Source organism: Sorangium sp. So ce394 (genome assembly GCF_051474665.1).
In the GTDB taxonomy this organism is placed as follows: domain Bacteria; phylum Myxococcota_A; class Polyangia; order Polyangiales; family Polyangiaceae; genus Sorangium; species Sorangium cellulosum_D.
The window spans coordinates 213,892-239,639 of record NZ_CP150339.1 but is presented as its reverse complement, the minus strand read 5'-3'; the positions used below and the strand labels follow the sequence as shown (position 1 = coordinate 239,639).

Here is a 25,748-nt window from a genome sequence, read left to right as displayed (position 1 = left end):
CCGGAGGCGAGGCGCGCGGCCGGAGGCTCGGTGCCCAGGTGGGCTGCCTCCTCGGCCCCGGCGCGGCGGGCGCCGGGCGGCTCACGGCACCGCGTGGCCGTCGACCCGGAGCTGGAACAGGAAGTACGGCGGGATGCAGGCGCCCTCGCCCGAGCTCGTCCTGGCGCACACGTAGTCCTCGCGGCAGGGCGCCTCGCTCGAGCAGCGGCGCAGGCCCGCGGGCGCGACGTGGCGGCTCAAGCACTCGGTGAACGGTGTCCCGCGGGCGAGGCAGCGGTTGAACGGATCGAGCACGGCGATGGCGCCGCAGACGCCCTCCGCCGGGAGCGCGCCGCAGCTGCCGGTGCACATGCCGCCCGGGAACCCGACAGGGCTCGTGTTGCACACCGCGGCGGGCGGGCACGCCCCGGGCTGCGCCGCCGCGGCGCGGTCGCGGTGCGGGTCGGCGTGGGGGACGACGGCGCCGACCTGGCAGGGGTCGCCGACCTCCGGCGCCGCCGGCAGGCAGACGCCGACGGTCGTCCGGTCCTCGCGCGGCGCATCGTACGCGGAGCACACGAGCCCCTCCGCGCACGTCCAGTCCGCGAAGCTCGGATCGCCCAGCCCGCAGCGGGCGCCGTACCCGGCGCGGACGCCGTCGGCCCGCTCGGGGTACGGCACGCCGTGGTCCGGCGCCGCGCCCCGGGCGACGGCCTCGACCACCGCCTGCCGGCGCGGGAGATCGCCCGCGAGGTGCGCGGACTCGGCGGCGGCGAGCGCGTCGAGGGCGCGGCCGGGAGGCTCCTGCCCGAGCAGGTGGAAGCCGGCGATCGATCCGCTCTGGTGGCACCCGGGGCAGGTCATCTGGTCGAGCCGCCGGAGCAGCCCCTCCGGCGAGCGGACGCGCGTGAGGCCGCCGAAATCGACGCCGCCGAAATCGCGGGGCTCGAACAGGACGCGGAACGGCCGGTTGGCGCGGCGCGCGAGCCCGTGGGGCGTGGCCGACAGCGCCTTCGTGGCGAGGAACTCGACGGGCAGGAGCGCGGTCCCCTCGTCGATGCGCGCGAGGTTCTCGGGGGCCGACAGCCAGGCGCGCAGCCGGTCGCGCTGCTTCGGGTCGCGGGCGATCCGGGCGACGTCGGGGGTGTTCTCGAGGGCGAGGGGCGCGTAGCGACCGGCGCGCGCGTCCCAACGGAAGGCGCGGAGCACGTACTCCGCGTGCCCGCCGAGGTCCGGGCGCACGGTGGACGGCCAGCGGACGCTCTGCAGGTTCACCACGAGCCGCGCGAGGTTCGCGCGATCGACGGCCGGGGGAGCGAGCGGGCCGTCGGCCGAGGTGAGCCAGCGGGCGAGCGCCGGGCCGGAGAGCTCCGCCGCGCGCGACCAGGCCTGCGCGAGGCGGCGGCACGAGGGCGCGTCGCCGCCGGTGGCGAGGAGCTCGAACGCCGCGGTCATCGGGAGGCGCGAGGCGGCGGCCGCGGCGCCGGCCGCGCCATCCGGGGGCTTCGCGGCGTAGGCGAGCCGGTACACGAGGCGGGTCTCGCCGCAGGCCGAGGCGTGGAACGGGCGGCGATCCATCCGGTTCACCACGCCGATGAGCTCGAAGCGAGCGCCCTCCGCGGAGAGCCACCGCTCGTCGAAGAGGCGGTGCGCGTGGCGCGCGACGCTCGTCCCGCTCCTCGGATCGGCGCGCTGGACCTGCCGCAGATCCTCCGCGAGCACGCCGGCGACCGACGCGAGCTCGGGGGTGCGGGACAGCGCGGAGAGGGCGGCCGGCGCGCGCGGCGCTCCGGTGAGCACCGCGCCGAAGTCGAGGCCCGCGGCCTCCAGCTCGGCGAGCGCCGCGCGATCCGTGACGAGCAGGAGGGGCCGCCCCGCCGGCGCGCTCTCCTGCCGCGCAACGCCGGGCGCCGGCTCGCCCGCGGCCGAGGTGGCGGAGGGAGGCGGCGGGGCGGACGGCTGCACCGCCGGGCCCGCGGCGTCCTGGTGCGGCGCGGAGGGGCGCTCGGACGCCCGCCACGAGCACCCGGCGATGCCGGCGCCGGCCGCCAGCGCGGCGAAGGCGAGGGCGTGGCGGAGGCGGCGGGCGCGCATGCGGTCAGGCTACACCGGCGCGCGCGACGGCGCGCAGCGCGGTTCGAGCATCGGCGCACGGAAGCGTGGAGCGGCGGGTCGTCGACGCGTTCCACCGGCTCGCGGTGCGACGGCACGATCTGGCCGACCGGGCGCCGATGTCATACGACCCAGCGGTCGAACGGGCTCTTCATCGATACAGCACGCCCGGTCCGGATCTTGCCGCGGCCGCAGCCGGAGGCTTTGAAATGCGGAATTATTGGGGATTGATGCTTGTGGCGAGCGGGCTTCTGGGGGGATGGGCCATGGGGTGCTTGCCCGGGGATGGCGGGTCGAGCTCCAGCGGGAGCAACGGGTCGAGCTCCGACGGGAGCGGCGGCTCGGACGGCTGCGGTTGCGTGGAGGACACGATCCGCTGGGGATACTTCGGTGGGTTCACCCCGAACGCGGAGACCAGCGCGCTCTCGCCGTGCCGTGACTTCTCGTTCGAGCGGCGCGCGATCCGGGGCGACACGCTGCTGATGACGTGCTCGCAGGAGCTCGAAGCCTGCGAGGAGGGGGTGAGCGCCGGCGACGTCGCGAATGCGCTCGGCCATCCTGATGTCGTCGCGGCGCTCGCGGCGGCGCCTGTGCTGTACGGGAGAGACGCGCGACCCGTGGACGGGAGCTTGTTCCGGATCCAGGTCGACGACGCGGTCGTCGATGTCGGGTACGAATGCGGGGAAGCGCGGGACTGCGTCCCGATCCCGGACGGGGTGGCCGCGCTGGCCGACACGCTCCGGACGCTCACGCAAGAGCAGCTCGCGCGCCAGACGTGCGGGGCCGTCACGACGCCGTGAGCGCGGGGGGGCGCGCGCGACGTCGCTGCCCGCGCGTTCGCTGCGCTTCTCGACAGAGGATCCACCGCTCGTGCGGTCGCTCCTCGAGATCACGAATCTGGTGCATGGATCCTCACGGTAGGCGTGCGCCAGGTCGATGCCGCGACGCGGCCAGCGGATAGGAAACCGTAGGGTCTGTGTTCGTCGAAAGCGCGCGCATCTTCCGTTCGCATCTCGGGCATCGCAAAGCATCGAAAGGTGCTTTCATGAGCACGGCCCACTCGACGTAGCGAACAAGCCCCTGCCCCACCTGCGCATCGCGCCGGTTATGCAATGAGGCGGCGACGCTCGTCGATCGGATCTTGCCCGACGCGCCTGTCAGGCAGTGGGTCGTGGCGCTTCCGTTCGAACTGCGTGCGCTTGCGGCAAACAACAAAAATCCGACGTCCTCGCGGAGTATGGAGCGCATCTTCGCGGAGAAATCGCCCGCGTGACCACGCGGCTCGCGAGCATCGCCGGCGCAAGGACGGGCTCGTTCGGGTCCCCTCAGAGATTCGGATGCGCGAAAGACGGCTCGCCCGGCGCCATTTCCGCGGAGCTTGACACAGGCAAAATTTCTATGGTTTCCTGCCCGCGCCACGGTTGAACAAATCAAAATGGAAGGGCTCACGAGCATGTCGATCGTTATGAACACGAAGAACGGCGTTCGGGTGGGGCTTGGAGCATTGGCACTCGTCGGCAGCTTGCTCGGCAGCGCGCACGACGCGAAGGCGGCCACCGTCACCATCAGTGACGATCTGGAATCAGGCGGCTGGGGATTTTGGGCCAGCAATTCTGCCCAAGGCGGAGGATTCTTAACCAGCTGGAGCTCGGCCCGTTCGCCTTCGACGATAGCCTATTTGTACTATTCGCCCTCGGCCGGCGCGTCCGATTGGCTGCAATTTTACAAGGCGTTTACGACGACAGTGACCCCGACGTCGTGCTCGGCCAGCGTCTGGCTGCGGGGCAACGGCTTTGCCAATCATGGTTCGGTCGAGATGATCGACACTGCAAGCTGGACCTATATCGGTTCGACGCCGTACTCGGGCGTGGGCACTGCGGCTTGGGTCAAGTACACGGTCAACAATACGTACGCGTGCACCAAGAACATCACGGTGCGCGTCACGATGGGGACGAGCCCGGGAGCGTGGGAGCAGGTCTACGTGGACGATGCTTCGATTAGCTGGAACTTCTGAGCGCCGCTCGAGGCACGCCCGGAAGCGTGCCTCGTCCGATCGCGCAATTCCGGCTATTTAGATAGATCGGCTCACCGAGCTCGCCATCGGGGGTCGCTCGCAGGGCCTGCGTCGGCTGGCTCCGCCGCGCCAGCGGGCGCCGCTGCGCCCGCGAGCGTCTGGACGACGGCATTCGAGGCGGGCTGCATCTGCCCGTGCCCGGGGTCGGCCTGCTCGCCGGGTTGCGCCTCGATCCAGCGGCGGAACAGGCCGGCCTCGCCCGGAGGGAAGAAGGCCGTGGGGGGCACCTCGGCGTGGTAGCGCCGGAACGCGGCGCTGAACTCCGCAGGATCGCGGTCGAACCACGCCTCGGCCTCGGGCGATCCACGCAGGAGCCGCTCGAAGCGGAGCCGCGCCACGAGCAGCGCCGACATCCGCACGCCGTCCTCGTCCGCGGCGATCAGCGCCCGCCGGAGCGCGGGCGGGAGCGCCGGATCTCCGGCCGCGGCGCGGAGCGCGGCCACGGGGTCCTCGGCGGTCATCGCGCGGGCCACGAGCGCTTCGTAACGCGCGTGCGCCTGCGCCCCGGTCAGCCGCGCCGCCACGCGCACCCCTGCCCTCCCGCCGGCCGCGCGCCCCGTCACCTGCGCCTCCCGCGCCGGCCGAGCACGCGCCGCGCGCGGCGCAGCTCCTCCCGCACGGCGGCCGCGTCGGCCGCGCCCTGCACGGTGCCCTCCATGCGCTCCAGCGTCACCCCGCGCAGGTTCGGGCACCGCGGCGCGACCTCTTCCAGGAGGCGCCACACCGGCTCCGGCACGGCGTCGTCGTGGCCGTCGAGCCGCATCACCCGGCCGGAAGGCAGCCAGCCCGGATCGCTCGGGCCGCCGCCGGACAGGTGGATCTCGATCACCCGCGCAAGATCGAGCCGGGCCACGTACTCCTCCGGATCGAAGCCGAAGTTCTGCGCCATGGTGAAGACGTTGTGCAGATCGAGCAGCAGGTGCGTCCGCGGCGCCCTCAGGATGCGCCCGAGGAAGCGCGGCTCCTCCAGCGGATCGCCGAGCACGAAGTAGCTGACGCTGTTCTCGACGCCGACGTCCTCCACGACGGCCTGCATCTCCCGGAGCGCGCGGCGGGCGACGGCCGCGCTGTGCGCGCTCATCGGCAGCGGGAGCGGCAGCCCGGCCGAGAGCCCGGCCGGCGCGCTGACCCCGAGATGATCGGTGTACCAGCGGAAGCGGAAGATCGCGTGATCGCGCCGGAGGGCCGCGCGCCAGCGGGCGCGCCGGCCCGCGTCCGCGGCCGAGGCGCCGCCGATCGAGAAGCCCACGCCGTGCGCGACGAACGGCCGATCCGACCGGCGCGCGAGCTCGGCGAAGCGGCGGTGAAAGCCGTTCTCCTGGAGATCGGCCCCGGCCTCGTCCGGCGCGCGCCAGAGCGTCTCGGGCGCCACCTCGTAGTAGTCGGCGTCGCGAAGGATCGCCTCGCCGAGCAGATCGAGGAACGCCGCGTCGGGCTGGAGCGTGAGGCCGACCGGGATCAACGCGGGGGTGCCCCTCGCCCCTCGACCGCGAAGAAGTAGAGGAAGCGCCTGGACTTGGAGGGCACATGCCCCATGCCGCACGCCATCAGCCCGGTCTCGTCGACCCCCTCGACCTCGGTCCCGCATCCGCTGGCGATCGCCCAGCGCGCGCCCGCCGGCGGCGCCTTCACGAGCCGCGCCCGCACGCTCGCGGCCCGGGCCTCGAGGTCGTCCGCGCCGGCGCCGAGGCCCTTGCGGAGCAGCGCGCCGAGCGCGCCGATCCGCTTCGCCGCGATCGCGTCGTCGCGCTTCATCCGCTCCTCCCAGCTCCCGCCCCCGAGGCCGTGCATCCCGTCGTAGATCGGGAGCGCGACGTCGAGCTGCGTCGCGGCGACGGGCACCTTGTCGGTCCTGACCACCACGAGGAGCGGCTCCCCGTCGCCTGCGCTCGGCACGAGCTTCTTCAGATCGGCCATGGTCGCGCAGACGACCTCGACGCCGGCGAGCGGGGCGATATCCCTGTCCGCGCCGAAGTTGAGCAGCTCGCCGAACGCGTGGCCGCGCTCCCACTTGGCGCCGTCGTCGGCGGGGATGACGAAGACGAGCAGCGCTCGTTTCGCCTGCCGGGCGCGGCGGAACGCGGCCGAGACCTGGACCAGCGACCCCGCGGCGGCCGCCGGCTTGCCCGTCTCGTCGCACGCGGCGCCGTCGCCGAACGCCTCGCGGAGGAACGCGGGCCACGCGGTGGCCGCGAGCCCAGCTGCAGTCGCTCCCAGCAAATGCCTGCGCTTCATGGTCACTCCTCGCCGGCGACCGCGCCGGCATCGTCGATCAACTCGCTCTCGGGCTCGGCGCGCCGCGGGGGCTCGGGCGCGAGCGGCGCGAACTCCGCCCAGTCCGGGTGGAGCAGCCTCTCCCGATCCCGGCCCAGCACGATCGGCGCCGCCCCGCGGGATCGCAGCGTCACGCGATCGCCCGCGGCCGAGTACTCGCCGGTCGCGATCACCGCGCCGGTGCAGCCGTCCTCGATCGTGAAGCCGCCGGAGGCGTCCAAGAGGAGCGTCCGCAGACCCGCGGCGTAGAGGCCGACCAGCTCCGCCTCCGCGCTGCCAGGCTCCTGCGCGCCGGCCGCGCTGCCGGCGGCCGCGGCCGGCGCGGCGAGCGCGTCGAGGGCATCCTGCGAGGCCGAGGGCGTGAACGAGGCGCGATCGCGCGGCGTGTCGGGTAGGGCCTCGATCACGCCCGCGGGCGGCTCGAGGAAGGAGCCGCGCTCGAGCAGGTCCGGCGCGGCGAGCGTCCACAGGCCGTCGCGCCGCGCGGTGATCTCCCCGTCGACGAGGGCCGCGAGCGCCGCCGCGGCCGCTTCGCTGGCGCGCACGGTCAGGCGGTCGTCGCGCGCCTCGTCGCCCACCGCGAGCCAGCGCACCTCGCCGCCTCCGCCGCGCACGTGCGCGAGCATGCCCCCGCGCAGCTCGAGCACCTCCGCGCCCCCCGGGCCGCGCAGCAGGGCCGGCTCCGCGGCGTCGAGGGCGACCGGCAGGACCGGCGCGCCGCGCCAGCCGTCGCTCTCCACGGTCCAGCGAGCGCGCGCCGCGGGATCGAGCAGCACGTACGCGGTGCCGTCCGGGGCGTCGATGGGCCGGGCACACCCGGCGGAGAGCGGCGCCGGGCCAAGAAGGGGCAGCACAAGGAAGAGACCACGACGTCCGGGCATCGGGCGGAACCTCCGGCGAGCTGAGACGCGCCACGGCATCGAAAGTTCCATCGCCCCACCAGGGCCGCGTCCCCCGGGGCGACGACCTCGCCGGGGTCGCCTCGGCCGCGGAAGGGGGAACGGCCGACCGACGGGGCCAACGTCGCTCCGGCCGCCGGAGGGCGGCTCCGCCCCTGGGTCGTTCGGGCATCGGCCCCGCGGCGGCGCTCTGCGGTGCTCTTCGATGGATGTCAGCCGCGGCTCGTGCCTCGCATAAACCCCCATCGACGAACGGTGAGGCGCCCGGGCGGCACGAGCTGGCCGAGAGGCTGACCGAGCCGCGCGTCGCACGAAAGCGATACGGAGCAAGGAACAGACATCATGAAGACCATTCACAGCATCGCACTTCTGGGGACCATCTTCAGCGTTTCCGCCGTCGCCGACGCGGCGGTCCAGAACCATCACGGCGGGGTTTGCCGCGCCCAGGCCCCGGAGCACGCCAATCGGGTGTACTATCCGGCCATGGGCATCGAGGCGCTGCAAAGCGTCAACGTGGCTTGCCCGCTCGTCACCACCGGCGAGCAGATCAATGAGGTCGAAGTCAACGTCAGGGACACCACCCGGCCTGCCACCCTCTGCTCCGTGACGGCCACCAACTGGAATGGGACCGAGGTCGGCAACCTCAACTTCAGCATCGCGCCCGGAGCGCAATGGAAGTCGGTGACGGTGCCCGACTCGATGAAGGGGCCGTTCGTATCGTACCTGGTCACCTGCTCGCTCCCGAAGAATCAGATCCTCACAAGCATCAACGTCAGCCTCCCGTGAGCGTCGGGGGTGCGGTCCCCGCGCACGCGCCCCGGAGGGGCCGGCCGCGCCCCGGTCGGCGGGCCCCTGGCGCGACCGCGAGCCGATGGCGCAGCCACCGGCCGACGCGCGCGTCTCCGTTCGCGCCGTGCGGCGGCGCACCGCCCCCACGCAAGCGCCGCGGGCGCCGGGTCGCCGGCGGCGCCGCTGGACCGGACGGGGCCCTTCACGTCCACGCCCGGCATCGGTATAACGATGAGGCCATGAGCGCCGATTCGTCAGGCCTGAAGCGGCCCAGGTACCCGATGCCGGATTTCGTCAAGAATGCGCTGGACGAGCGTGGCTTGATGGATGCTTACCGGCAGCGCCCCGCCTACCAGCAGAACGACTACATCGCGTGGATCGACAAGGCGAAGCGCCAGGAGACCAAGGAAAAGCGGCTTCTCCAGATGCTGGATGAGCTCGAGGCGGGCGGCGTTTACATGAACATGAAACACCCAGCCTCGGAAAAGGGGTGAGATGCTCGCCTACGTGTTCTGGCACTGGAGACAGCCACAGGCCGCCGCGAAGGACTACGAGGGCCGGCAGCGCGCCTTTCATGCGGCGCTCGCCGCAGCGCCGTCGCCAGGCTTTGTCCGGTCGTTCAGCGTCGGGCTCTCCGGGGCTCCCTGGGCGGCCGGCGGCGGCGACGTCTACGAGGACTGGTACCTCGTGCAAGATTTCGGTGCGCTCGGCGCATTGAACGAAGCCGCGGTCTCGGCCAGCCGCTCGGCGCCGCACGACGCCGCCGCCGCCGTGGCCAGCGGCGGGGCCGGGGGACTGTACCGCCTGCGGGGCGGAGCAGCGCTGCGCGCGCCCGGCTACGCCCACTGGTTCGGCAAGCCCGACGGCATGTCCTACGGCGAGCTCTTCGCCCAGCTCGCGCCGGTCCTGGACCAGGCGGGCGCCGGCCTGTGGATGCGCCAGATGGTGCTCGGGCCTGGCCGGGAGTTCTGCGTGCACGCGGGGGCCCCCGTGTCGCTGCCCGCTCCGTTCGACGCGCTCGTCCTCCCGCTCCGGCCGGCGTGGCCGGCGCTCGACGACGAGGACACCGAGCCGGCGCGCTGAGGCGCGCGCCCTCGCGGCGCCTCTCCGTTGCTCCGGACGCGACCCATGACCCCGGGCAACATCGTGGCATTGCTCGGCACCACGCTCGTGCTGGCCATCGTCCCGGGCCCCAGCGACATCGCGGTGGTCGCGAGGTCCGTCGCCTCCGGATTCACGAGCGCGCTCTTCATGATCGTCGGGATCGTCGCCACGTGCTGCTCCGCGGATAGCGCAGGTCTGGCCATGCAGGCCGGTGTCGCGCGACGCACCACAGACGCGCCGAGGCGGTGTCCTGCCGATTTGCCACCTCAGCCTGTACGCTGAGCCCTTGCTGCGGTATAGACTCGATATTTCGCCGGAGCGCGCCGTCGTCCTTTGTAGCGCACGACACGTCGAGCGCTGGTGAATCGTGGAACGAGGACCTGACATCGGTCCGCTGAGGGAGAACGAATGAACGGAGAGGTGGTTCATGGTGACGCGTCCACCTCCGACCTCGCCGCGGCGCGCCAGCAGATAGGCGCGCTGGAGAGCGCGCTGGCCGAGGCGCAGGCCGCGCTGGCAGCGGCGCGGGCGGCGCTGGACGAGGCGCGGGCGGGGTACCAGGGCCTGGTCGAGGTGCTGAACCAGTCGCCGGCGCCCACCGCCATGTGGCAGGGCGACGACTTCACGTATACCTTCGTGAACCCGGCCTACTGCGCCGCCCTGCCGGGCCGCGAGTTCCTGGGCAGGCCGCTCGTCGAGGTCGCGCCGGAGGCCAAGGAGCAGGGGCTCCTCGACCTCTTCAACCATGTCTATCGCACGGGCAATCCCTTCATCGCCAGCGAGCTCCCGGTGGCGGTCCGCGACCCAACGACCGGCCGCGACGAGCAACGTTGGTTCAACGTCGTGTACGCGCCTGTTCGCGACGGGGCGGGCGCGATCGTCGGGGTGTGCCATTTCAGCGTCGAGCTGACCGAGCAGGTGCGGGCGCGTCAGGCCGCCGAGGCCAGGGCCGCAGAGCTGCGGCGGAGCGCCGAGCTCATCGCGGCGCAGCAGGAGACGATCCGCGCCCTCGGCACGCCGCTCCTGCCCCTCGCGCCCGGCGTGCTCGCCATGCCCCTCGTCGGGCCCATCGACACCCGGCGCTCCGAGCAGATCATGGAAGGGCTACTCCACGGGGTCGCGAAGGAAGGCGCCTCCACGGTGATCCTGGACGTCACCGGCGTGGAGACGATCGACACGCAGGCGGCGAACGCGATGATCCGCGCCGCGCAGTCCGTGCGACTGCTCGGGGCCCGCGTGCTGATCACCGGGATTCAGCCGGCCATGGCCCAAGTCCTCGTGCAGCTCGGCATCGATCTGCGCGGCATCGCCACCTTCAGCACCCTGCGCTCCGGCATCGCGGCGGCCCTGGGCGCGAGGTAGCATCGCGACGCACAACCGTTCGATCTCGTTGGTTATTCTGCGTTCATCCCGCGCCGCCCGCGCTCCGGCAACCGTGGAGTCGTCGCGGCGCCGCGCCCGCCGGCGGGCGGGCCGGACGGCGTCCGCGTTCCGTGTACAATGCGCGCCATGAACCGCTTCCTCATGATCAGCCTGCTGACTCTGGCCGTCGCGTGTGCCCCCGAGCCTCGAGAATTCACGCCGGATGGCTCCTCTGCCACGAGCGCGGGGACCTCCGGCGGGGGTGGGAGCGGCGGGGTCGACCTGCCCGGCTGCGACGAGGGTGAGGTCTCCTGCTCCGGTCTCTGCGTGGATTTGCGCTCCGATCCGGAGCACTGCGGCGCTTGCGACCACTACTGCCTCGGAGAGGCGTGCGCGCAGGGGCGCTGCGAGCCGCTCCTCCTGGCGTCGGGCGGAACCGAGCCGGTGGACATCGCGGTCGACGACACCAACGCTTACTGGGCCGATGCCGTCGCTCGCACGGTGATGATGGTGCCGGCCGGCGGCGGCAATGCCTCCGTCTTCGTCTCGGGGGATCCCCCCTTCTCTCCCCGGAGCGTCGCGGTCCACGGCGGCACGGTCTACTTCTCGGACTCCGGCACAGAGATCATCATGAAGTCGTCGCTCGAGGGCGATCTCGAGATCCTCGCCGATGGGCAGACGTACCCCATGGGCATCGCGGCCGACGCCGCGAACGTCTACTGGACGAGCGCCGACCAGGGCACCGTCATGAAGGTGTCGGTCCAGGGCGGCGACGCCGTCGCGCTCGCGACAGCGCAGGAGTCGCCCCTCGGCGTCGCGGTGGACGCGACCCACGTCTACTGGGTGAACGAAGGGGGCACCGTGATGAAGGTGCCGATCGAGGGCGGCGACGTCGTCACGCTGGCAGAAGGGCAGGCGAAGCCCAAGGACATCGCCGTGGACGCCGCCTTCGTCTACTGGACCAACGACGGAGGCACCGTCATGAAGGCCACGCTCGATGGTGGCGGCCCCTTCGCGCTCGCGGAGGGGCAGCGCAACCCGCGGAAGCTCGCGATCGACGCCGAGAGCGTCTACTGGACGAACGATGACGGGACCGTGAAGAAGGTGCCTGTCGGAGGCGGCGACATCACGACGCTCGCGACAGGGCAAGATCATCCGCTCGGCATCGCGGTGGACGCCACGAGCGTCTACTGGACGAACAGCGCCGCCGGCACGGTGATGAAGCTCCCGAAATGAGCCCTCGCGGGCCGTCAGGAGCGTGCTCTTGCCGAGCCCGCTTGCCATGCGGGCCGTTCGGGCGCGACGATCCGGGTCTCCATGAAGCGAGCCGCCCTCCTGCTGCCGATCGCCCTCGTCGCCGCGTGCGCCGGCGCTCCGGCTCCCCAGCACGGCCCCGTCGCGCCGCTGCCTCCGGCGCCGCCCCCGGCGCGCGCCGCGCCCGCCCTCGCGGCGGCGCAGCCCGCGACCGCGCCGGAGGGGCTCTCCTCCGTGCTGCGGATCGCCGACCCGCAGCGGACCTGGAGCCACCTCACGCGGTTTCTGGCGAGCACGCCGCTCGGCCCGCTCCTGTGGAGCGCGGGCACGATGAGGCCCGAGATGCTGCTCGAGTACGCGCTGGGTCCCGCGCTCGCCGAGGTGGTCGATCTGGACAGGCCGATCGACGTCGCCTGGTTCGGCATCACGGAGACGGAGTCGCGCGTCGTGGTCTCCCTGCCGGTCGCGGAGCAGGAGGTGCTGCGGCTGCACGAGCGCTTCGTGCTCAAGGAGCACCGGGGCATCCTGCGCGTCGAGCGCGCGCGCGACGCCGACCCCGACGAGGAGACGCCGCCCCACACCTGCGCCTTCGAGCCCGGCGCGCGCAGGGGCAGCGCGCGCCTGCTCTGCGCCCAGGACGCGAAGGACATCGACGCGGCCGCGCGTTACCTCGTGGAGGTCGTCGGCCCGCAGCCGGTCGACGCCGACGCGCGGATCGAGGTGCTGGAGTGGGCGATCCGCGAGGTGATGAAGAGCGAGGACGGCGCCGATGACGACGGCCACACGGGGGCGCTGGGCCGGGAGCTCGGCGACGCGCTCATGCGCGACCTCGAGAGCATGAGCATCGACCTCCGGTGGGGCCACGCGGAGGTCGACGTCGGCGTCAGCCTGCGCTTCGCGAGCCGGCGCTCGCCGCTCACGCTGGCCCTCGCGCCGGCCGTGGCGCCGGACGCCGCCCCCCCGCCGGCCTTCCTGCGCCTGCCGAGCGACACGGCCGTCGCGTTCTACACCCAGGGCGCGTCGCGCGCGGAGCTCACCCCGCTGCGCGAGGCCCTCTTCCGGGCGGTGCGCGACGACTCGGTGGACGACGGCTACGACGCGGCGGTGCTCGATCGGTTGCTCCAGCGCTTCGACACGATGGTGCTCACGGGAGGCTCCTTGGTGATGGGCGCGGGCGGAGATCGCGCGGGGGCGGAGCGGGCGCTCGCGGCTTACCAGAGCGGCAAGGGCGCGGCGCGCTCGCAGAAGGCCGCGCGCCGCGCGCTGCAGCCGTGGATCTTGGTCGCGGTCGAGGAGCCGGCCCAGACCTGGATCCCGGGAGTGAAAGAGCTGCTGCTGCTCAGCGAGGAGCTGGACAAGCTCAAGGCGAGCGCGAAGGCAGCGGGGGGCGCAGGCGCGCCGGGCGCCGCGGGCGCGCCGGAGGCCCGCGCGAGCAAGGACGAGGACAAGGAGCGCACCACGTCCGTGATCGTCCGAGCGCCCGCCACGCTGCCCGCGGGGACGCTGCACGTCGAGCTGCGCTCCACGCCGCTCGCGAAGGGCGCTCCGCCCGCGCACGCCCCGCGCACGACGCACCTCTACGTCGTGCCCGCCGGCCAGCGGACGTGGTTCGGGATCGGCGATGAGGACGCCGCCGTGGTGGCCCGGCTGCGCGCCGCGACCGACCCGGGGCGCGACGAGCGCACGCTCGGCGCGGCGCCGGGCCTGGAGGCGCTGCGACAGCCCGGGGCGCTGGCCGGCGGGCTCTTCTCGCTGGCGGGCCTCACGTTGCTGGGGGCGACCGGCGACACGAAGGAGGCGCTGGATGAAGCCGCCGAGCAGCTCGCCGGGCTCGCGACGCTGCCGGCGCGCGGCGAGGTCGCGATCCCGGTCGCGGTCACCTCCGAGGTGCTCGGCTCCGGCGCGGCCCGCGTCACCGCCCGCGTGCGGCTGCCCATGGCCGCGATCCAGGACGCGATCGCGCTCGGCTCGCGCTGACGCCAGGCCGCCTCGGGCGAAGCCCGCGCAGCGCTCGCCGCGGGCTCACATCGACACGTTGATCGTCGGCGTCTGGTCGGTCGTCCAGCCGTCGGGGCTTGGGAAGTAGGTCGTCTCCTCGTCGCCGCCCCGGGTCGTGTGGATCTGGTACCGGCGATTCGTTCCGCAGTTGAAGAGCGCCCCATAGACGATCGATTTCGTCTCACCGGGGTCGACCTGCTCGGACGAGCTCTTCGCGAGCTTGTCCCACGTGCCGCCTCTCGCCTTCACCTTGCTCTCGTCCCAGTCGACCGCGAACGACTGGCTGCCGGAGTTGTGCACGCGCACCGTGATCTGGCACCCGGCCACGGCGTCTTTCGGCACGCTCGCGGCGACCGCGGCGGCGATGGGCAACACGGCGGCGGCGGCGATCAAGGTCCGGCGGATGAGCACACGTCGATCGAGCTTCATGGTGAGTCCTCCTCTGGTTGCGGCCGTCGATTCACCGCGACGGCGCGCTCGCGGGGGCAGGCTCAGCAACCGGCAGGCCAGGCGAGGGATCGCGCCGATCCCCGGAGATCGAGCCGTCTCGCGGCCGCGCGCCGCCTGCCTCGGAGGCGCCGAGACGCCCGCGCTCCGCACGGTCGGCTCGCCGATGCGCCCTCTCCGCGGATCTCTGCGGGTGACACACTGTCACAGGGGTGTCCGGTGACACCCTGTGACAGGAGACGCTACGCCCGCTTCGGCGGGATCGGGTACATCGCGGCGAGGTCGTCGTTCCGCCGGAACCCGAGCGCCTCCCGGTGCACGCGCAGCTCCCAGAGCGCCTGCGCGGCCACCTCCCGCTGCCGGTTGTAGGCGGCGATCATCGCCGCCCGCCCCCGCGCGTCGGCGCCCTGGCCGCGGGCGAGCTCATCGAGCGCCTTGCCCTGCAGCTCGAGCTCGAGCAGCGCGACGTTGATCTTGTCCTCGGACCTCCCGAGCGCCGAGGCCATCTCCCTGAGGATCTCGCCGGCGAGATCCGACGGGGCCGCCGCGGGCAGGCGCTGCCGGAGGCGGTCGAGGTACGGGCTTTTGTGCCCCTGGTCCTTGAGCTGATCGACGAGCTTCTTCCACGCGGGCTCGGACATGCCCCTTCAGCGTAGCAGCGCCCCGGGATCGCACCGCCTCGCCGCGGGCGCGCGGCGTCGCCGGGGCCGGCCGAGCTCGCCCGCGCCGTTGGCCGCGCGCGGCCCGGCGCGCCGCGCGGTCAGCCCCACCCCTCCAGCACGACCTTCCCCACGGTCTGCCCCGACTCCAGGCGCGCGTGCGCGGCGCGCAGGTTCGCCGCGTCGATCCGGCCGAGGTGCTCGCGGCGCGTCGAGCGGAGGCGCCCCGCGTCCACCCACGCCGCCACGCGCGTGAGGATCTCCCGCTGCGCGACCATGTCCGGGGTGCCGTGGAGCGACCGCGTGAACATCAGCTCCCACGAGAAGCTCGCGCTCTTCGACATCAGCTTGCCGAGGTCGACCGGCCCCGACGTCTCGACGATGCCGACGATGCGCCCGAGCGGCGCCACGACGTCCGCCATCGTGTCCCACCACGCCTCGGTGCTCTGCGTGTTGAAGATCAGCTCCACGCCCTTCATGCCCGCGGCCTCGAGCTGCGGGCGGAGCGGCGCGCGGTGGTCGACGAGGACGTCGGCGCCGAGGAGCGCCGCCCACGCCCGGCTCTCCTCGCGCGACGCGGTGGCGACCACGCGCAGCCCGGCGGCCTTCGCGAGCTGCACCACCATCGAGCCCACGCCGCCGGCGCCGCCGATGACGAGCACCGTGCGCCCGGCGTCGCGGCCGTCGGGCTCGACGCCGAGGCGCTCGAACAGCCCCTCCCACGCGGTCAGCGCGGTGAGCGGCAGCGCCGCCGCGTCGGCGAACCCGAGCGTCCGCGGCATCGGCCCGGCGATGCGCTCGTCGACGAGGTGCACCTCGGCGTTGCTGCCGGGCCGCGCGATGCTCCCCGCGTAGTACACGCGGTCCCCGGGGTGGAAGGCGGTGACCTCCGCGCCGACCGCCTCGACGACGCCGGCGGCGTCCCAGCCGAGCACGCGCGGCGCGTCCTCGACCCGGGGCTTCGGCGAGCGGACCTTCACGTCGACCGGGTTCACGGCGACCGCGCGCACCCGCACGCGCAGGTCGCGCGGCCCGGGCTCCGGCTCCGGAAGCTCGACGTCGAGCAGGCTCTCGGGGTGATCGATCGGGAGGTAACGGTGGAGTCCTACGGCGCGCATGGCTTCTCCTCGCGGGGACCGGCAGAGGTCCCCGTCACGCGTCGCAAGGTGCACCCGGCGGCCGCGGCGCACAATCGGCCCGCGGAGACGAAGATCTGTGAATGCAGTTCATCAATGACGCCGACGCGACGGCCGAGCTCACCCCGCGGCCGTCGCCGCGCCGTCGCCGCGCCGTCGCCGCGCCGTCGCCGCGCCGTCGGCGGCCGTCAGCGCGCCCGGAGCGCCTCGTCGAGATCGGTCCAGAGGTCGTCGAGCGACTCGAGGCCGATCGAGAGCCGGAGCAGGTTCGGGGGCGCCAGCGTCCGCGGGCCCTCCACGGTCGCCCGGTGCTCGATCAGGCTCTCGACGCCGCCGAGGGAGGTCGCGCGGAGAAAGACCTTCACGCGGCCGGCGACGCGGAGCGCGTCCTCGGCGCCGCCGCGCACGAGGATGGAGAGCATCGACCCGAACCCGCCCTGCATCTGCCGCGCTGCCGCCGCGTGACCGGGGTGGGACTCGAGCCCCGGGTACAGCACCCGCTCGACGCCGGCGTGGGCCGCGAGACGGCGGGCGAGCTCCAAGGCGGTGGCGCTCGCCCGGCCGACGCGCACGAAGAGCGTCCGCATGCCCCGCAGGAGGAGCCACGCCTCGAACGGGCCGGGGACCGCGCCCTGCACGTGGCGGAGGTGGCGGACGCGCTGCCACGCCTCGTCGTCGCGCGCGGCCACGAGCGCGCCCGCGAGGACGTCGCTGTGGCCGTTGAGCGCCTTGGTGGCGGCGTGCATCACGAGGTCGGCGCCGAGGGCGAGCGGCTGCGTGTGGACGGGCGTGGCGACGGTCGAGTCGACGGCGAGCCGCGCGCCGCGCGCGCGGGCGATCTCGGCCGCGGCCGCGATGTCGACGACGTCCCAGGTGGGGTTCGCGGGCGTCTCGATCCAGACGAGGGAGGTCGGGCCGCGGTGCACGGCGGCGCGGAGGGCGTCGAGGTCGGTCGCGTCGACGAGCTCGAGATCGACGTTCCACGTCGCGCACCACTCGGTCATCCAGAGGCGGAGGCCGTGGTACATCGCGCGCGAGGCGACGAGGCGCGCGCCGGGCCGCACGAGCGCCTGCACGGCCGTGGTCGCGGCGGCCATGCCCGACGCGAACAGGCGCGCGTCGGCGCCGCGCTCGAGGGCGGCGAGCAGCGCCTCGGGCGCGCGGTACGTCGGGTTGTCGTCGCGCGTGTACTCGTGGGCGGCGGGCAGGCGATAGCCCTCGTCGCGCGCGTACGTCGTGCTCGCGTGGAGCGGCGGCACGACCGCGCCGGTCGCGTCGTCGATGAAGTGGCGCGCCTGCGCGGCGAGCGTCTCGGGAGAGGTCATGGGGCCGAGGATAGCGCGGGCGCCGGCGCTCGCGCCCGCGCCGGTCGATGGCCTCGCGGCGCATCGCCGCGGCGGGCCATGGACTGCGAGGCGCTCCGACTCAGTCCACGCGCACGACCGCGACCTGCGCGATCTTCCCGGGAGGCTCGACGTCCACCGTGACGAAGTGTCGCCCGATGCCGTCGAGCCGCTCGGGGATCGCGCCGCCGCCGCCCGAGATGTACGCCGGGATCCCCGCGTTCTCGAACGCATAGAACGAATGGATGTGGCCGTAGAACGTGAGATCGACGCGCCCGTCCGCGAGCATCGTGAGCAGCTTGTTCGCCTCGGCGCGGCTCGCGAACGCGCCGTTGCGCGAGCCCACCGGGTCGAGGGGCGCGAGGTGCATCGTGACCACGTGCAAGCGCTCCCGCCCCTCGGCGAGCCAGCCGTCGAGCCACCCGTACGCGAGCGGATCGATCGTCGCGCTCGCCGAGTCGAGCATCGTGAACTGCACGCCCCGGAACGCGAAGCTGAAGTTCCCCCGGCCGAACCACTCGTGATACAGGTCGTCCCGCGTGCCGAGCTCGTGATTGCCGAGCGTCGCGTAGCACGGGAAACGCAGCGTCTTCATCTCGCGCTGGAACCGCTCGAGCTGCTCGGGCGAGCCGCGCGAGGTGAGATCGCCGCTGATGAGCGCGAAGCGGACCCCCTCCGCCTCGTTCATCTTCGCGTAGATGTCCTGAACGCTGTCGATCTTCTCCTGGACGTCGGCGAACACCGCGAACCGCCACGGCTCGAGCCGCGCCTCGTCCGGCGGGCGCAGCGAGAGCGCCGCCTCGGCGCCGGGCGGCAGGGAGAGGCGGAAGGTGCGCTGGGTCGGATGCGGCGCCTCGACGAGCTCCACGGGCACGCGCTCGTCGCCGACGCGGGCCGAGAGCTCGGCGTCGGCGAGCATGTTCTCGATCGTGATCGTCCACGGCCCGCCCGCCTCGTCGGTGAGCCGCACCGAGAGCGCGGGCGCGCTGGCCCAGAGCGAGAGCGCGCCCGGCTCGAGGCGGCGGATCGCCGCGAGCCCCTCGTCCACGGCGACGCGCGCCTGGCCCCGCGAGGCCTTCCCCACCTCCTGGTCGCGGCGCGCGCGGCCCTCGGCGACGTCGAGGCAAGAGAGGGTGAGCGGCGCGGTGAGGGCGAGCAGCGCGAGGAGAGCGTGTCTCGGGATCATGGCGAGTCTCCAGGGCGGAAGAGCAGCGACAGGCGCCCGACGTACGCGGACCCGGCCTCCACGTCGGCGAGCAGGCCCCAGCGCGGCGAGGCGTAGAGCCGGCCCTCGAGGCCGAGGTGGCCCGGGACGCCGCTGCCGAGGCCGGGGATCTTCGCGCCGCCGGCATACCCGTCGTGCCGGTGGTCGTAAACCACCTTGGCCTCGCCGCGCGGATATCCGGCGTGCCCGAGGTACATGCCGAAGGCGAAATGGGGAATCAAGAGTTCGTTCCCCTCGAGCGGGCGGCGGCCGTAGCGGTAGCCCTCGACCGCGATCCCCCACCCCATCTCCGCGAACGAGCCCCGGAGCGTGCGCCCGATGTGGGCGAGGTCGAGCCGGCCCTGGAGGGTAACCTCGCCGGTGGTGATCGAGAAGTCGTCGGAGGTGTAGCGATGATGGGTGATCGCGCCCTCGAGCTCGAGGAACGAGCCGTCGGCCGCGCGCGGGCTTTCCGGCGTGCGGGGGCCGAGGAAGCGGTACGCGGCCTCGGCGCGCAGGCGCGCATTGTCGTCGTTCAGGGAAAACCAGCCTGAGCCCGAGAGGCGGAGCGAGCTCAGGCGCAGATCCATGCCCGGCACGAGGAACGTGCGGTAGGCGAACGTGGGGTCGTACACGTAGGCCACGCCGAGCTGCGTCTCGACCCAGGGCAGCGACCGAGGAGGGCTGCCGGTGCCGCCCTCCGGGGCGAGCACGCCATAGAGGTCCGCGAGGAGGGAGATCCCGAACAGGCCTGCGCCCGTCACGGTGGTGAGCACGATGGGGGCGATGACGCGCCGTGAGGCCCCGGAGACCGCCGCGCCCGCGAGGCCGCCCACGGCGAGCCCGGCCCCTGCGCCCTCGAGCCCCAGGAGGATCCAGCCCGTGCGCGCCTCGCCCAGGAGGAAGTGCCCGGTGCCGTGCGCGACGACCCCGGGGACCACCGCGCCGGCCGCGGCGAGGGCGCGCCGCCCGGTGGAGACGTGTTCCCTCGCCGGCGCGGCGGCCGCAGGCGCTCCGCTCGGCGCGGCGGCCGCAGGCGCTCCGCTCGGCGCTGGCGTGGCTGGGGAGCCCGGCGCGCCCTTGCCCTCCCCGGCCTGGGCCGGCGCGGCGACGAGGAGGAGCAACAGGGCGAGGAGGTGGCCTGTCGTACGCGGGGTCCTCAGCATCGAGCTCTGCGCGGCGGAGGCCTACCGTGGCACGGTCGCTCGGACTTTGCACGCGTCGACAGCACCCCGGCCACGACGTCGCTCCTCGGCCAGGGTCGGCCGCGCGTCCTCAGGACCACGAGCACATCGGGCTGCTCGCGCCCGCGGAGCGGACGGCGGGGCATCACCGACTCTTCGCCGAGCACGACGCGCAGCGCCCGTATCGCATACGAGCCCTGCGTGCGCGGTTATAGATTCAAGTTGACAACCACGTCGTCCGCGCCTCCGGCGGACCGCTCACAGCGCCGGTGAGACCGGCGGCGCCGTGGCGAGGCGCGCGACCGAAATCGGGACCGGTTCAGCCGAGATCCGGGAACCAGCTCCCGTGGATCCCGAAGGGAACGCGCCTGGGCAGCGCGACGGTGGCGAGCGCGGGCGCCGCGAAGTCGGCCGCATCGAGCACGACGAGGTCGCTCGCGTTCCGTCTGCGATCGTAGACATAGCCGATGGCATAGCCGTCGTCCTCGTCGGAGCCCGTCGTCCTGGGGACGAAGACGCACTCGCCGGGGAAGCGATCGGGCCCGAAGTCATGGACCGTGGAGCGGCCGGTGGCGACATCGTACTTGCGGAGCGCAGTATGGGTCGGGATGCCGTTCACCAGGTTGCGGAGCTCGAGGGCGTACACGTACCGGTGCGCCGACCCCGTGCGGCGCTCGTCGATGCGCGGGAACTCGGCGTGCAGCGCGTCGAGCGCGGCCTCATGGACGACGCCCTCCTCGAGGTCCACGGTGTAGCGATGGAGCCGTGAGGGCGCGTCCAGCGTCGAGGCGCGCATGACGTCGAGCACGATCGTCCCGCCTTCCTCGTAGGCGTTGGCGGTGTGAACGACGCTGCAAGGCGCGATCGGGAACCAGCGCACCTGGTCGCCCCGGCCGTCGCGCGGCAGCACGCCGATGCGCGCGCCGTAGTCGTCGCTCCACTGGATCGGCACGGGAGTACGCCAGCCATGGAACAGCACGGGGAGATCGAGGAAGACCGCGTAACGTCGCGTGATCGCGAAGTCGTGCATGTAGGTGGGGCTCCCGACCTCGATCGGCTCCGATTGCACCAGCTCACCGGACGCATTCGCGCGGTAGTACGTGACGAACGGCGCCTGCAGGCCGTAGGCGAAGAACAGCAGCTCTCCGGTCGAGGGGCAGATCTTCGGATGCGCGGTCATGCCGCGGGTCAGGCCGCCCGCGAAGTCGAGCGCGCCGACGGTCGCGAGCTCGCGGGTGACGACGACCGGAGGCGCCGTCTCGACCAGGGCCAGCAGCCTTCCCGCGTGACGGACGATGTTCGTGTTCGACGTCGTGGGCGCGTCGATCCAGCGGTTCCGGTACCAGCGGGCCCGACCGTCCTCGATGCGAACCCCGTGCAACATGCCCTGGCCGAGAAACCAGGTGGGCGAGGGGCCGTTCCTCGGGTTGGGCCCATTGCGGACGTAGGTGCCCGCCAGCTCCGGCGGCAGCGTCCCCGTCACGTCGAGGTCGTGAACGGCGATCTCGTCGGGCACCGGGGCGAAGTTGCCGGTCAGGTGAAAGGGCAGGGTCTCGGGCGAACTGGGTCCAGTCATGCGCTCTCCTCGTCGTGGCCGTACCCGCTCCCCTCGGCCGGAGGACATCGCAATGGGACACCCGCGTTCGTCGCGCGTGCAGGGTGAAGGCTTCTTCTCGGCGGGATGGGCGCCCCTGCGCACCCGCGGACCACGGTAGCAGCCACGAGGCGGGGCGCAACCGGCGCTCGACGAGTCCCACGCACCAGGAGCCCGCGGCGGGATCCGGAAAGAGAGCTCAACGCAAAGGCGCAAAGGACACATTATGCCTTTTCGCCTCTTTGCGCTCTTGGCGTCTTGGCGTTGAACTCTCTATTCGCTCGCGCTCGGGAGGCCGATCCCTGGCGGGATGGCTGGCGCGCGGAACTAGGCCCCTCGCTGCCGCTCGAGCCGCTCCCGCATCACGTTCGGGATCCTCCCCGCCGCCTCGATCGCCCGCTCGAGCGCCGCCTTCGCCTGCTCGTGGAGGCCGCGCCGCGAGCGCGCCCGCGCGCGCGCCTCGATGACCTCGATCTGCTCCTGCCCCACCGAGTGGCGGGCCGACCGCTCCTCGAGCTCGTCCCACGCCTCGTCGCTCGCGTCCCGCGTCGCCAGGTCGATCATCGACCAGAGCACCTCTTCCGCGGGCGCCATCGCCGCGTCCTCGCGCCCCGCCGCCGCGGCCTTCGCCTGCTGCGCCCGGATCGCCTCGATGATCTCGCGCGCCCTGCTCTCCTCGCCGCGATGGAGGAGCAGCCTCGCCTGGAGGAGGTGCACCACCGCCCGCGCCTCGTCCCCGCGCTGCTGGCGCTCCAGCGCCACGGTCCGCTCCACGTGGGGCGTAGCCGCGTCCAGATCGCCCATCAGGTAAAGGTACTCGCCCAGGTTGAACTCGCTCACGAGCTCCAGCATCCCGAGGCCCAGCTGGCGCGCGATGGTGAGCAGGCGGCACAGGTCCGCGATCATCGCCGCGCTGTCCCCCTGGCAGGCCCTGAGCAGCGCCCGGCCGTTGATCGCCGGCCCGAGGTGCAGCAGATCGCCGCGCTCCTCGCACATGCGGATCGCCCGCTCCAGCGCCGCGCCCGCCTCGTCCAGCTTCCCCAGCCCCGGATAGATGAAGCCGAGGAGGAGCAAGGACACCACCAGCGTCTCGTATCCCTCGTCGCCCAGCCCTTCGGCCTGCGCCGCCGCGCGCTCGAACTGCTGCGCCGACTCCTCCTCCCGGCTATCGCGGTGGAGCGAGCGCGCCACCGCCATCGACAGGCGCGCCGCGAGCGCCGGCGGCAAATCGCCCGGAGCGAGCGCCCCCGCCTCCTCCACCCGCTGCTTCGACCGCCCGTAGTCATCCATCCAGTCGAGCGCCGTGGCCTCGTCGAGCAGGATCTCGACCTGCTCGGTCACGTCGCCCTCCTCGACCGCCATCGCGCGCGCGCGATCGAGATCCCCGAGCGCGTCGTGGTAGCGGCCCAGCCGGTAGCGCATGAGCCCGCGGCCCCGGTACGCCGCCCTCCGCCGCGCCCCGCGCTCCGGGGCCGGCTGCGCGAGCGCCCGGCTGTAGTAGAGCTCCGCCTCCACGTAGGCGTGGCGCGCCCGCGCCCGCTCGGCGAGCTCCAGGTAGACCTCCTCCGCGACCGTGGCGAGCCCCGCCTCGGCCGCGTGGTGCGCGATCTTGTGCCGCCGCTGGTCCCGGCCCTCGTGCGCCGCCTCGCGGTGGTGCTCGTACGCGGCCAGGTGGATCCGCCGCCGCTCGGCCTCGGCGACGTCCTGCGCGACGGCCTCCCGCACCATCGCGTGCCGGAAGCGCAGCCGGCCCTTCCGCTCGTCGACCAGCACGCCCGCCCTGAGCAGCCGCTCGGTCCCGACGCGCGCGTCGAGCGGGAACGCCGCGCCGTCGCCGCGGAGATCCAGCTGGCGCAGCACGCCCGCGATCTCGTCGATCGACACGTCGGCGCCCAGCAGCGAGACGAGCCGCGCGTGCGACCCGAGCGCCGGCCCGAGCGCCTCGATCTCCGCCTGCGCCAGCGGATCGAGCTCCGGCAAGGCAGGCAGGCTGTCGAGTTCGTCCGTCGCCAGGTACCACGCGTCGCCCCGCCGGTGCCGGCGCAGGATCCCCTCGCGCTTGAGCCCGTGCACGAGCTCCACGAGGATCAGCGGCACCCGCTGCGAGCGCTCGAGCAGGCGATCGATCGCCGGCTCCGGCACGTCCCGCGCGGGCAGGAGCAGCCGCCGGCACAGCGCCCGCGCGCTCTCGTCGTCCAGCGGCTCGAGCCGCAGCGCCTCGCGCCGGGCGGCGCGCTCGCCCCAGGAAGGGTTCGCCTCGGCGAACGCCGGGCGCCCCATCGCGCAGATCCACAGCGGCGTAGCCTCGTCCGCGAGCGCCGCGTACTCGAGCGCCGCGAGCGTCGCGTCGCGGGCGTAGTGCGCGTCGTCGAGGACGACGAGCACGGGCGCCGCGGCCGCGCTCCGGCGCAGGCACTCGCCCGCGGCCCGCACGCGCGCCGAGTGCAGCGCGCCCGGCGCGGCCCGGAGCGCCTCGAGCTCCGGGAAGATCTCGACGCCCGTCTGCTCGTCCACCCACCCGAGCGCCATCGCGAGCCCCGAGCAGAGCTCCTCGCCGACCGCGGGGCCGAGCCGCTCGGCGAGCGCCGCGCGGACGCCGCTCTCCGGGGGCTCCTCGGGCACGCCGAGCGCCTCGCGCACGAGCTCGTGGAGCGTCGCGTCCGAGGCGGCGCTCGTCGGCTCGTGCCCCCGGAGATCGATGATGTGGGCGTGCGGCAGGCGCTCCCGGAGCCGCCTGACGAGCTCGGCGAAGAGGCTGCTCTTGCCGTGGCCGGGCCCGCCCGTCAGGGAGACGACCGTGGGCTGCCGCAGGCGGAGCGCCTCCTCGGCGCTCAGCAGCAGCTGATCGAGGATGTCGCGGCGGCCGACGAACGCGTCGGGCCGCGTCGCCTCCCGCGACTGGTCCTCGATGCCCGGCGGCAGCTCGTCGGCCGCCGGGGCGTGAGGCGCCTCCGGGAGCGTGGCCGACGCCTCGGGCGTGAGGAACGGCCCGGTCGGCGCGGAGGCGGAGGGCCACCGCTCGGCGCGCGAGAAGAGCGGGCTCAGGAGACGCCGCGTCCCGTCCGCGCGCCCCTGGATCGACACCGGCGCGAGATCGATGAGCACCCGCGCGCACACCCCGCGCCGCAGCAGCTCGTCGGCCGCGCGCCGCGCGCGGCGGGCAGGGCTGGCCGCGCCCTCCTGGGCGAAGACGCCCACGTAACGCGCGCCCGAGGCGTGCGCGAGCTCGCCGCCGAGCGCCCGGAGCCGGCGCTGCACGGCGACGCGATCGGACGCGCTCTCGAAGAACAGGAGCCCCATCACGCGGCGCTCGATGCCGGCCACGGAGCGCGGCGCCTCGCGCTCGCCCGCCGTGCGCTCGTCCCGGAGCGCGCGCTCCAGCGCCACGCGGAGCTCGGTCGCGCTCGCGAACCGCTCGCTCCGTTCCTTCGCCAGGCAGCGGTGCACCACCTCCTCGACCGCCCGCGGCACGGCCGCGCTGGCCGACAGGCGCGGCGGCCTGCGGCTCCGGTGGTCCTCCAGCACCGCCGCGCGCGGCCCCCAGAACGGGGGCCGGCCCGCGAAGAGCTCGTAGAGGATGACGCCCATCGCGTAGATGTCGGCGCGCGCGTCGAGGTCGGCCCACCCGGCGGACTGCTCCGGCGCCATGTACTCGGCCGTGCCGACGGCCAGGTCCTCGCCCTGCCCGTCGTAGCGCCGCCCCACGACGCGGGCGATGCCGAAGTCGATGAGGGTCGCCTTGTGCTGATCGACGAGGATGTTCTCGGGCTTGAGGTCGCAGTGCACGTAGCCGCGCGCGTGCACGGCCTCGAGGGTCGCGAGGGTCGCGAGCCCGAGCCGGGCGGCCTCCTCGAGCTGCGGCGCGGGGCGCGCCGCGAGCCGGACGGCGAGCGTGGGCGCGGCGATGTGCTCGATCACCGCGTAGGGCGAGCCGTCGTCCAGCGCCCCCCACGCGTGCACGGCCGGCACGTGGGGGGCACCGACGGACGAGAGCGCCTCGATTTCAGCCCGGAGGCGCTGGGCCGCGTCGCGCCGGTCCGCGCGCGCCAGCTTGATGGCCACGCGCGGACCGCCCCCCTCGGGCTCGGCCTCGACGACGAGGCCGAAGCCGCCCTGCCCCAGCGTCCTCCGGGTCCAGTAGCCGGGGAAGCGAGGCAAGGAGACGGGGACGACCTCCGTGATGTCCGGAGGGATGCTCGACTGGCCGGACGGCGGCCGCTCGGACGGCGCGCACTCGGGGCACGCGCCCTGGTTCCGGTGCCCGCAAGCCGGACAGCGCCGCGCTTCGTGGGGCGGGCGTTCCGGCTCCTGGCCTCGCAGGGCTTCCGAGCGCATT

At 73.7% G+C, this 25,748-nt stretch carries 22 protein-coding genes; 9 read left to right on the top strand and 13 right to left on the bottom strand.

Features of this window, described 5'->3' with window-relative positions; all coding sequences use genetic code 11:
• Positions 1 to 81 precede the first annotated feature (81 nt).
• Positions 82 to 2,073: a hypothetical protein gene (locus tag WMF33_RS00895; protein WP_437335355.1), complete on the bottom strand. Its 1,992-nt coding sequence runs from the start codon at positions 2,071 to 2,073 to the stop codon at positions 82 to 84.
• 284 nt (positions 2,074 to 2,357) lie between these two features.
• On the opposite strand from WMF33_RS00895, the gene WMF33_RS00890 reads away from it, so the two are divergent.
• Both WMF33_RS00890 and WMF33_RS00885 read left to right on the top strand, forming a co-directional pair.
• Positions 2,358 to 2,891 (top strand): hypothetical protein, encoded by a 534-nt coding sequence (locus WMF33_RS00890; protein WP_437335354.1) that lies wholly within the window; start codon positions 2,358 to 2,360, stop codon positions 2,889 to 2,891.
• A gap of 665 nt (positions 2,892 to 3,556) precedes the next feature.
• Positions 3,557 to 4,105, top strand: coding sequence for a hypothetical protein (locus tag WMF33_RS00885; RefSeq protein WP_437335353.1), 549 nt, complete (start codon positions 3,557 to 3,559; stop codon positions 4,103 to 4,105).
• Between the two features lie 71 nt (positions 4,106 to 4,176).
• On the opposite strand, the gene WMF33_RS00880 is transcribed toward WMF33_RS00885, so the two are convergent.
• From WMF33_RS00880 to WMF33_RS00865, 4 genes are read right to left on the bottom strand one after another with little or no spacing between them, the layout of a single operon-like run.
• Complete coding sequence (locus WMF33_RS00880; RefSeq protein WP_437335352.1) at positions 4,177 to 4,728, bottom strand: hypothetical protein; 552 nt, start codon at positions 4,726 to 4,728, stop codon at positions 4,177 to 4,179.
• Positions 4,725 to 5,627 (bottom strand): DUF692 domain-containing protein, encoded by a 903-nt coding sequence (locus WMF33_RS00875; protein WP_437335351.1) that lies wholly within the window; start codon positions 5,625 to 5,627, stop codon positions 4,725 to 4,727. The genes WMF33_RS00880 and WMF33_RS00875 overlap by 4 nt, the downstream gene beginning before the upstream one ends.
• Positions 5,624 to 6,400, bottom strand: a complete 777-nt coding sequence (locus WMF33_RS00870; protein ID WP_437335350.1) for a hypothetical protein — start codon at positions 6,398 to 6,400, stop codon at positions 5,624 to 5,626. Before WMF33_RS00870 ends, WMF33_RS00875 begins: the two co-directional genes overlap by 4 nt.
• Positions 6,401 to 6,402: 2 nt before the next feature.
• Entirely contained in the window at positions 6,403 to 7,293 is an 891-nt protein-coding gene (locus WMF33_RS00865; protein WP_437335349.1) for a hypothetical protein, read from the bottom strand.
• Positions 7,294 to 7,680: 387 nt separating this feature from the next.
• Here WMF33_RS00865 and WMF33_RS00860 point away from each other — a divergent pair, with 387 nt between their 5' ends.
• The 7 genes from WMF33_RS00860 to WMF33_RS00830 all read left to right on the top strand — a co-directional run bounded on the left by WMF33_RS00860 (position 7,681) and on the right by WMF33_RS00830 (position 13,824).
• Positions 7,681 to 8,124 carry a hypothetical protein gene (locus tag WMF33_RS00860; RefSeq protein WP_437335348.1) on the top strand — a complete coding sequence of 148 codons (444 nt, stop codon included), beginning with the start codon at positions 7,681 to 7,683 and terminating at the stop codon, positions 8,122 to 8,124.
• 242 nt (positions 8,125 to 8,366) lie between these two features.
• Positions 8,367 to 8,621, top strand: coding sequence for a YdeI/OmpD-associated family protein (locus WMF33_RS00855; protein WP_437335347.1), 255 nt, complete (start codon positions 8,367 to 8,369; stop codon positions 8,619 to 8,621).
• 1 nt (position 8,622) lies between these two features.
• The gene (locus WMF33_RS00850) at positions 8,623 to 9,210 is read left to right on the top strand and encodes a hypothetical protein (protein ID WP_437335346.1); all 588 of its coding nucleotides are present in this window, start codon (positions 8,623 to 8,625) and stop codon (positions 9,208 to 9,210) included.
• A 45-nt stretch (positions 9,211 to 9,255) separates the two neighbouring features.
• Positions 9,256 to 9,513 (top strand): hypothetical protein, encoded by a 258-nt coding sequence (locus WMF33_RS00845; protein WP_437335345.1) that lies wholly within the window; start codon positions 9,256 to 9,258, stop codon positions 9,511 to 9,513.
• A 126-nt stretch (positions 9,514 to 9,639) separates the two neighbouring features.
• Positions 9,640 to 10,593, top strand: coding sequence for an STAS domain-containing protein (locus WMF33_RS00840; protein ID WP_437335344.1), 954 nt, complete (start codon positions 9,640 to 9,642; stop codon positions 10,591 to 10,593).
• A 147-nt stretch (positions 10,594 to 10,740) separates the two neighbouring features.
• Complete coding sequence (locus WMF33_RS00835) at positions 10,741 to 11,829, top strand: hypothetical protein (RefSeq protein WP_437335343.1); 1,089 nt, start codon at positions 10,741 to 10,743, stop codon at positions 11,827 to 11,829.
• Between the two features lie 81 nt (positions 11,830 to 11,910).
• Positions 11,911 to 13,824, top strand: coding sequence for a hypothetical protein (locus tag WMF33_RS00830; protein ID WP_437335342.1), 1,914 nt, complete (start codon positions 11,911 to 11,913; stop codon positions 13,822 to 13,824).
• Positions 13,825 to 13,869: 45 nt separating this feature from the next.
• Here WMF33_RS00830 and WMF33_RS00825 read toward each other — a convergent pair whose 3' ends face one another.
• From WMF33_RS00825 to WMF33_RS00790, 8 genes are all read right to left on the bottom strand, one after another.
• Positions 13,870 to 14,274: a hypothetical protein gene (locus tag WMF33_RS00825; protein WP_437335341.1), complete on the bottom strand. Its 405-nt coding sequence runs from the start codon at positions 14,272 to 14,274 to the stop codon at positions 13,870 to 13,872.
• A 260-nt stretch (positions 14,275 to 14,534) separates the two neighbouring features.
• Positions 14,535 to 14,933, bottom strand: a complete 399-nt coding sequence (locus WMF33_RS00820; protein ID WP_437335340.1) for a hypothetical protein — start codon at positions 14,931 to 14,933, stop codon at positions 14,535 to 14,537.
• 119 nt (positions 14,934 to 15,052) lie between these two features.
• Positions 15,053 to 16,069 carry a zinc-binding alcohol dehydrogenase family protein gene (locus tag WMF33_RS00815; RefSeq protein ID WP_437335339.1) on the bottom strand — a complete coding sequence of 339 codons (1,017 nt, stop codon included), beginning with the start codon at positions 16,067 to 16,069 and terminating at the stop codon, positions 15,053 to 15,055.
• Between the two features lie 206 nt (positions 16,070 to 16,275).
• On the bottom strand, positions 16,276 to 17,412 hold the full coding sequence (locus WMF33_RS00810) for a trans-sulfuration enzyme family protein (RefSeq protein ID WP_437335338.1): 1,137 nt from the start codon (positions 17,410 to 17,412) through the stop codon (positions 16,276 to 16,278).
• A 100-nt stretch (positions 17,413 to 17,512) separates the two neighbouring features.
• Positions 17,513 to 18,616 carry a metallophosphoesterase family protein gene (locus tag WMF33_RS00805; protein WP_437335337.1) on the bottom strand — a complete coding sequence of 368 codons (1,104 nt, stop codon included), beginning with the start codon at positions 18,614 to 18,616 and terminating at the stop codon, positions 17,513 to 17,515.
• Entirely contained in the window at positions 18,613 to 19,800 is a 1,188-nt protein-coding gene (locus tag WMF33_RS00800) for a hypothetical protein (RefSeq protein WP_437335336.1), read from the bottom strand. The genes WMF33_RS00805 and WMF33_RS00800 overlap by 4 nt, the downstream gene beginning before the upstream one ends.
• Before the next feature lie 337 nt (positions 19,801 to 20,137).
• Positions 20,138 to 21,394 carry a carotenoid oxygenase family protein gene (locus WMF33_RS00795; RefSeq protein ID WP_437335335.1) on the bottom strand — a complete coding sequence of 419 codons (1,257 nt, stop codon included), beginning with the start codon at positions 21,392 to 21,394 and terminating at the stop codon, positions 20,138 to 20,140.
• A gap of 345 nt (positions 21,395 to 21,739) precedes the next feature.
• Positions 21,740 to 25,747 (bottom strand): serine/threonine-protein kinase, encoded by a 4,008-nt coding sequence (locus tag WMF33_RS00790; protein WP_437335334.1) that lies wholly within the window; start codon positions 25,745 to 25,747, stop codon positions 21,740 to 21,742.
• Position 25,748: the final 1 nt, after the last annotated feature.

Bases quoted from the DNA above. Each gene is read 5' to 3' on its own strand.
- WMF33_RS00895 (WP_437335355.1), bottom strand. From the start codon at position 2,073: ATGCGCGCCCGCCGCCTCCGCCACGCCCTCGCCTTCGCCGCGCTGGCG.
- WMF33_RS00890 (WP_437335354.1), top strand. From the start codon at position 2,358: ATGGGGTGCTTGCCCGGGGATGGCGGGTCGAGCTCCAGCGGGAGCAAC.
- WMF33_RS00885 (WP_437335353.1), top strand. From the start codon at position 3,557: ATGAACACGAAGAACGGCGTTCGGGTGGGGCTTGGAGCATTGGCACTC.
- WMF33_RS00870 (WP_437335350.1), bottom strand. From the start codon at position 6,400: ATGAAGCGCAGGCATTTGCTGGGAGCGACTGCAGCTGGGCTCGCGGCC.
- WMF33_RS00860 (WP_437335348.1), top strand. From the start codon at position 7,681: ATGAAGACCATTCACAGCATCGCACTTCTGGGGACCATCTTCAGCGTT.
- WMF33_RS00855 (WP_437335347.1), top strand. From the start codon at position 8,367: ATGAGCGCCGATTCGTCAGGCCTGAAGCGGCCCAGGTACCCGATGCCG.
- WMF33_RS00850 (WP_437335346.1), top strand. From the start codon at position 8,623: ATGCTCGCCTACGTGTTCTGGCACTGGAGACAGCCACAGGCCGCCGCG.
- WMF33_RS00845 (WP_437335345.1), top strand. From the start codon at position 9,256: ATGACCCCGGGCAACATCGTGGCATTGCTCGGCACCACGCTCGTGCTG.
- WMF33_RS00840 (WP_437335344.1), top strand. From the start codon at position 9,640: ATGAACGGAGAGGTGGTTCATGGTGACGCGTCCACCTCCGACCTCGCC.
- WMF33_RS00835 (WP_437335343.1), top strand. From the start codon at position 10,741: ATGAACCGCTTCCTCATGATCAGCCTGCTGACTCTGGCCGTCGCGTGT.
- WMF33_RS00830 (WP_437335342.1), top strand. From the start codon at position 11,911: ATGAAGCGAGCCGCCCTCCTGCTGCCGATCGCCCTCGTCGCCGCGTGC.
- WMF33_RS00825 (WP_437335341.1), bottom strand. From the start codon at position 14,274: ATGAAGCTCGATCGACGTGTGCTCATCCGCCGGACCTTGATCGCCGCC.
- WMF33_RS00820 (WP_437335340.1), bottom strand. From the start codon at position 14,933: ATGTCCGAGCCCGCGTGGAAGAAGCTCGTCGATCAGCTCAAGGACCAG.
- WMF33_RS00815 (WP_437335339.1), bottom strand. From the start codon at position 16,069: ATGCGCGCCGTAGGACTCCACCGTTACCTCCCGATCGATCACCCCGAG.
- WMF33_RS00810 (WP_437335338.1), bottom strand. From the start codon at position 17,412: ATGACCTCTCCCGAGACGCTCGCCGCGCAGGCGCGCCACTTCATCGAC.
- WMF33_RS00805 (WP_437335337.1), bottom strand. From the start codon at position 18,616: ATGATCCCGAGACACGCTCTCCTCGCGCTGCTCGCCCTCACCGCGCCG.
- WMF33_RS00800 (WP_437335336.1), bottom strand. From the start codon at position 19,800: ATGCTGAGGACCCCGCGTACGACAGGCCACCTCCTCGCCCTGTTGCTC.
- WMF33_RS00795 (WP_437335335.1), bottom strand. From the start codon at position 21,394: ATGACTGGACCCAGTTCGCCCGAGACCCTGCCCTTTCACCTGACCGGC.
- WMF33_RS00790 (WP_437335334.1), bottom strand. From the start codon at position 25,747: ATGCGCTCGGAAGCCCTGCGAGGCCAGGAGCCGGAACGCCCGCCCCAC.